Genomic DNA, 5,121 nt, shown 5'->3' on the forward strand with positions numbered 1-5,121 from the left:
ACGGCGGCGACGGTGGCGGTGCCGTCCAGGGCAACGTGCCCCGGCTCGGTCTCGACTTCAACGCCCAGCGCCGCGCCGTCCTCGACAACCACGCCGCCCGCACCCACGAACTCGCCCAGGCCGTACGGGAGGGCCGGAAGCCGCGGCCCGACTTCGTGCTGTGGCCCGAGAACTCCTCCGACATCGACCCGTACGCGACCCCCGACGCCGCCGCCGTCATCGACGGCGCCGCCCGCGCGATCGGCGCCCCCACCGTCGTCGGGGCCGTCGTCGCCCCCGAGACCGGCAAGCTCCGCAACACCCTGATCCAGTGGGACCCGCGGCGCGGCCCCGTCGCCACGTACGACAAGAGGCACGTCCAGCCCTTCGGCGAGTACATCCCGATGCGGTCCTTCGTCCGGATCTTCAACAGCGACGTCGACCGCGTACGCCGCGACTTCGGCCCCGGGAACCAGGTCGGCGTCTTCGACCTCGCCGGCACCCGGGTCGGTCTCGCGACCTGCTACGAGGCGGCCTTCGACTGGGCCGTGCGCGACACGGTGACCCACGGCGCGCAGCTCATCACCGTCCCCAGCAACAACGCGACCTTCGGGCGCAGCGAGATGACGTACCAGCAGCTCGCCATGTCGCGGGTGCGGGCCGTCGAGCACAGCCGGTCCGTGGTCGTCCCGGTCACCAGCGGGGTCAGCGCGGTCATCCGGCCCGACGGCGAGATCGTGGCCCGCACGGCCATGTTCACCCCCGACGTCCTGGTCGAGAAGGTGCCGCTGCGTTCCTCCCGGACTCCGGCCACCCGCCTCGGCACCCTGCCCGAGGCCCTGCTCGCGGCCGTCGCGGCGGCCGGCCTCGGCTGGGCCACGGCGCGCGGCCTCCGGGCCCGCCGGGGACGCACCGCCGTCTGAGGTCCGCCCCGTGGGACCCCCGGGCGGGGACCGCCGCGTGAGGACCGCCCGGTGCCGGCGATCGGAGCGGCGCGGTCCGCGTCCGGACCGGCTCCCGGGCATCCCTTAGGGTCGGGAGCCATGGGCACCCCTGACTTCATCCGCGCGCTGCGCGAGACCGCCGGAAACCAGCTCCTCTTCCTGCCGGGGGTGACGGCGGTCGTCCTCGACGACCGGGGCCGTGTCCTGCTCGGCCGCCGCGCCGACAACGGCATGTGGGCCCTCGTCGGCGGCATCGTCGAGCCCGGCGAGCAGCCCGCCGACTGCGCGGTCCGCGAGGTGTACGAGGAGACGGCCGTGCACTGCGTCCCCGAGCGGATCGTGGTGGTGGAAACCCTCCGCAAGCCCGTCGTCTACGAGAACGGCGACATCTGCCAGTACATGGACGTGACGTTCCGCTGCCGGGCCGTCGGGGGCGAGGCGCGGGTCAACGACGACGAGTCGACCGAGGTCGGCTGGTTCGACGTGCACGCCCTGCCGGAGATGAAGCGCTTCTCCCACCACCGGATAGAGAAGGCGCTCGCCGATGAACCCACATGGTTCCGCACCACAGCATCGGGCTGAACTGTAGGTCCGGCACACATCGGTGGGGGAGTGGCCGCTTCATAGGGTGCGGAGCATGAGCGCCCCCATCACCCGCCCCGGCCCCCCGGCGGACACCGCCGCCCCCCTGCCCCGGGCCGCCGGCCTCGCCCTCGACCTCACCGGCCGCACCGCGCTCGTCACCGGCGCCGCCGGGGGCATCGGGCGGGCCTGCGCCCTGCGCCTGGCCGCCGCCGGGGCCCGGGTCAGAGCCGTCGACCGCAGCGCCGAAGGCCTGGACGCGCTCGGTGCACGAGCCCTGGGGCTCACCGGTGCCGTCGAGCCGCTGCTGCTCGACCTCACCGACCTCGACGCCGCCGAGACGGCCGCCGCGGGCGCCGACATCCTCGTCAACAACGCCGGACTCCAGCTGGTCCGCCCCATCGAGGAGTTCCCGCCCGACGTCTTCCACACCGTCCTCACGGTGATGCTGGAGGCACCCTTCCGGCTCATCCGCGGCGCACTGCCGCACATGTACGCCCAGGGCTGGGGCCGGATCGTCAACCTCTCCTCGGTCCACGGGCTGCGCGCCTCCGCCTTCAAGTCGGCCTACGTGGCCGCCAAACACGGTCTGGAGGGCCTCTCCAAGACGGCCGCCCTCGAAGGGGCGCCCCACGGCGTCACCTCCAACTGCGTCAACCCCGGCTACGTCCGCACCCCCCTGGTCGAACGGCAGATCGCCGACCAGGCGGCCGCCCACGGCATCCCTCCCGAGCGGGTCCTCTCCGACGTCCTGCTCAAGGACTCGGCGCTGAAGCGGCTCATCGAACCGGAGGAGGTCGCCGAGGCCGTCCTCTACCTCTGCACCCCCCAGGCCTCGTTCATCACCGGCACCTCGCTCACCCTCGACGGCGGCTGGACCGCGCACTGACACCGCCGCCCCGGCCCCGGCGGGCCGGTGCTCCGGCGAGGCTGTCCACAGGGGTGGTGCGACCACACGTTCGGCAGGTATCCCTGTGTCCATGTCCCACGCACACGTCTCCTACCTGGAACTCCTCGCCCGGGGAGCCGCACCGGAGGCATACGACCGGCCCGTGCTCCTCGCCCGCGCGAGCGGCGCGGGCCCGGAGGCGCTGGCCGAACTCGAAGAGGCCAAGCAGCTCGCCCTGCGCGTCCGCGCCGAACTGGAGGGCCGCAGGCGCCGCGAGGCGGAACTCTCCGCCCTCTTCGCCACCGCCCACGACCTCGCGGGGCTGCGGGACCTCGACGCCGTGCTGCGCGCCATCGTCCAGCGCGCCCGCGCGCTCCTCGGCACCGAGGTCGCCTACCTCAGCCTCAACGACCCGGCGGCGGGCGACACCTACATGCGGGTCACCGAGGGCTCCGTCTCCGCCCGGTTCCAGCAGCTCAGGCTGGGCATGGGCGAAGGGCTCGGCGGCCTCGTCGCCCAGACCGCCCGCCCGTACGTCACCGACGACTACTTCGACGACGCCCGCTTCCAGCACACCCGGACCATCGACACCGCCGTCCGGGACGAGGGGCTCGTCGCCATCCTCGGCGTCCCCCTCACCCTCGGCAGCCAGGTCATCGGCGTCCTCTTCGCCGCCGACCGCAGGGCGAGGGTCTTCGAACGCGAACAGGTCGCGCTGCTCGGCTCCTTCGCCGCACACGCGGCCGTCGCCATCGACACGGCCAACCTCCTCGCCGAGACCCGCTCCGCCCTCGCCGAGCTGGAACGGGCCAACGACATCATCCGGGAACACAGCGGCGTCATCGAGCGGGCCTCCGAGGTCCACGACCGCCTCTCCGAACTCGTCCTGCGCGGCGGAGGCGTCCACGACGTCGCCGAGGCCGTATCCGAGGTCCTCGGCGGCACGGTCGAGTTCATCGAGACCGGGACCGGTACGGGAGCCGGCGCGGCGGCCGCGGGGACCGAGCGCCGTGCCGGCGGCCACGCCGTCCGCGAGGGCGACGACTGGGTGGCCGCCGTCGCCGCAGGCGGTGAGCACCTGGGCGCACTCGTGCTCCACGGGCAGCCCGACCTCGACCCCGTCGACCAGCGCACCCTCGAACGCGCCGCGCTCGTCACCTCCCTGCTCCTGCTCGCCCGCCGCTCGGCCGGCGAGGCCGAACAGCGGGTGCGGGGCGAACTCCTGGACGACCTCCTGGACGCCCCCGACCGGGACCGGCGCCTCCTGCGCGAGCGCGCCGCCCGCCTCCGTACCGACAGCGCCGCCCCCCACGTCGTCCTCGCCGCCCGCGTCGACCGGGCCGGCGAGCCCGCCCCCGGGGGCCGGCCGGGCCCCGGCACACCGGTCGCCGGCCGCGACGGCGCGGGCGAGGACGGCGCCGACCGCCGGCGGCTGTGGTCGGCCGCCTCCCATCTGGCGGCCACCCGCCACGGGCTCGCCTCCGCCCGCGACGGCGGTACGGTCCTGCTGCTGCCGCTCGGGCCCGGCGAGAGCGCCGCCGACCTCGCCCGCCGGACCGCCCGGCACCTCGGCGGCACCCTGCGCGAACCGGTCACGGTCGGCGCCTCCGCCCCCGTCACCGCGCCGCTCGACCACCCGGACCGGGTGGCCGGCGCGTACGCGGAGGCACGCCGCTGCGTCGACGCCCTCCGGCTCCTGCACCGCCAAGGTCAGGGCGCCGCCGCCGAGGACCTCGGCTTCCTCGGGCTGCTCCTCGCCGACAGCCGGGACATCGACGGTTTCGTGGAGCGCACCGTCGGCGCCGTCGTCGCCTACGACCGGCGGCGCGGCACCGACCTGGTGCGCACCCTGGACGCGTACTTCGCGAGCGGCATGAGCCCGGCCCGTACCAAGGACGCCCTCCACGTCCACGTCAACACGGTCGCCCAGCGCCTGGAACGGGTGGGCCGGCTCCTCGGCTCCGACTGGCAGTCGCCGGCCCGCGCCCTGGAGATCCAGCTCGCCCTGCGCCTGCACGCCCTCGCGGCCGCCGTACCCGCCCCCTGACGAACGGCCGGGCCCCGTGGTCCGCTCGCCGGGAGCGGACCACGGGGCCCCGGGGTGTCGTCCTGGCGGTCAGACCTCGGCGCGGACGGGCCGGTCGGCCGCGGGCTCCTCGTCGTCGCCGGCGAGGTCGCTGTGCCGGGTCTCCCGGGCGCAGGCGATGGCCACGACGGTGAGCAGCGCGGCGGCGATCACGTACAGGGCGATCGGGGTGGGACCGCCGTAGCCGTCGAGGAGCGCGGTCGCGATGAGAGGGGCCGGCGCGCCCGCCGCCACCGAGGAGAACTGCGCGCCGATGGAGGCACCGGAGTAACGCACCCGCGTCGCGAACATCTCCGAGAAGAAGGCGGCCTGCGGGGCGTACATCGCCCCGTGCAGGACCAGACCGACGGTGACGGCGAGGAGCAGGCTCCCGAAGGAACCCCGGTCGATCAGCGCGAAGAACGGGAACATCCAGAGCCCCACGCCGACCGCGCCGATCAGGTACACCGGGCGCCGGCCCCACCGGTCGGACAGGGCGCCCCAGAGCGGGATCACGGCGAAGTGCACGGCGGAGCCGATGAGCACGGTGTTCAGGGCCGTCTGCTTGGAGAGGCCGACCTGCGTGGTCGCGTAGACCAGGATGAACGCGGTGATGACGTAGTAGGAGATGTTCTCCGCCATGCGGGCGCCCATCGCGATCA

5 protein-coding genes are annotated in these 5,121 nt (G+C 74.7%); 4 read left to right on the forward strand and 1 reads right to left on the reverse strand.

From position 1 onward, the window contains the following. The 4 genes from lnt to RIF68_RS26815 all read left to right on the forward strand — a co-directional run. On the forward strand, positions 1 to 902 hold a 902-nt coding region (gene lnt, locus RIF68_RS26800; protein ID WP_309053870.1), incomplete at its 5' end, for an apolipoprotein N-acyltransferase. Between the two features lie 120 nt (positions 903 to 1,022). Then, positions 1,023 to 1,505 carry an NUDIX domain-containing protein gene (locus tag RIF68_RS26805; protein WP_309053871.1) on the forward strand — a complete coding sequence of 161 codons (483 nt, stop codon included), beginning with the start codon at positions 1,023 to 1,025 and terminating at the stop codon, positions 1,503 to 1,505. Between the two features lie 55 nt (positions 1,506 to 1,560). Further along, positions 1,561 to 2,394 (forward strand): 3-hydroxybutyrate dehydrogenase, encoded by an 834-nt coding sequence (locus tag RIF68_RS26810; RefSeq protein ID WP_309053872.1) that lies wholly within the window; start codon positions 1,561 to 1,563, stop codon positions 2,392 to 2,394. A 91-nt stretch (positions 2,395 to 2,485) separates the two neighbouring features. Next, complete coding sequence (locus RIF68_RS26815) at positions 2,486 to 4,441, forward strand: GAF domain-containing protein (RefSeq protein ID WP_309053873.1); 1,956 nt, start codon at positions 2,486 to 2,488, stop codon at positions 4,439 to 4,441. A gap of 69 nt (positions 4,442 to 4,510) precedes the next feature. On the opposite strand, the gene RIF68_RS26820 is transcribed toward RIF68_RS26815, so the two are convergent. Beyond that, on the reverse strand, positions 4,511 to 5,121 hold a 611-nt coding region (locus tag RIF68_RS26820), incomplete at its 5' end, for an MFS transporter (RefSeq protein ID WP_309053874.1).

It is taken from the genome of Streptomyces sp., assembly GCF_031178505.1.
In the GTDB taxonomy this organism is placed as follows: Bacteria; Actinomycetota; Actinomycetes; order Streptomycetales; family Streptomycetaceae; genus Streptomyces; species Streptomyces gulbargensis.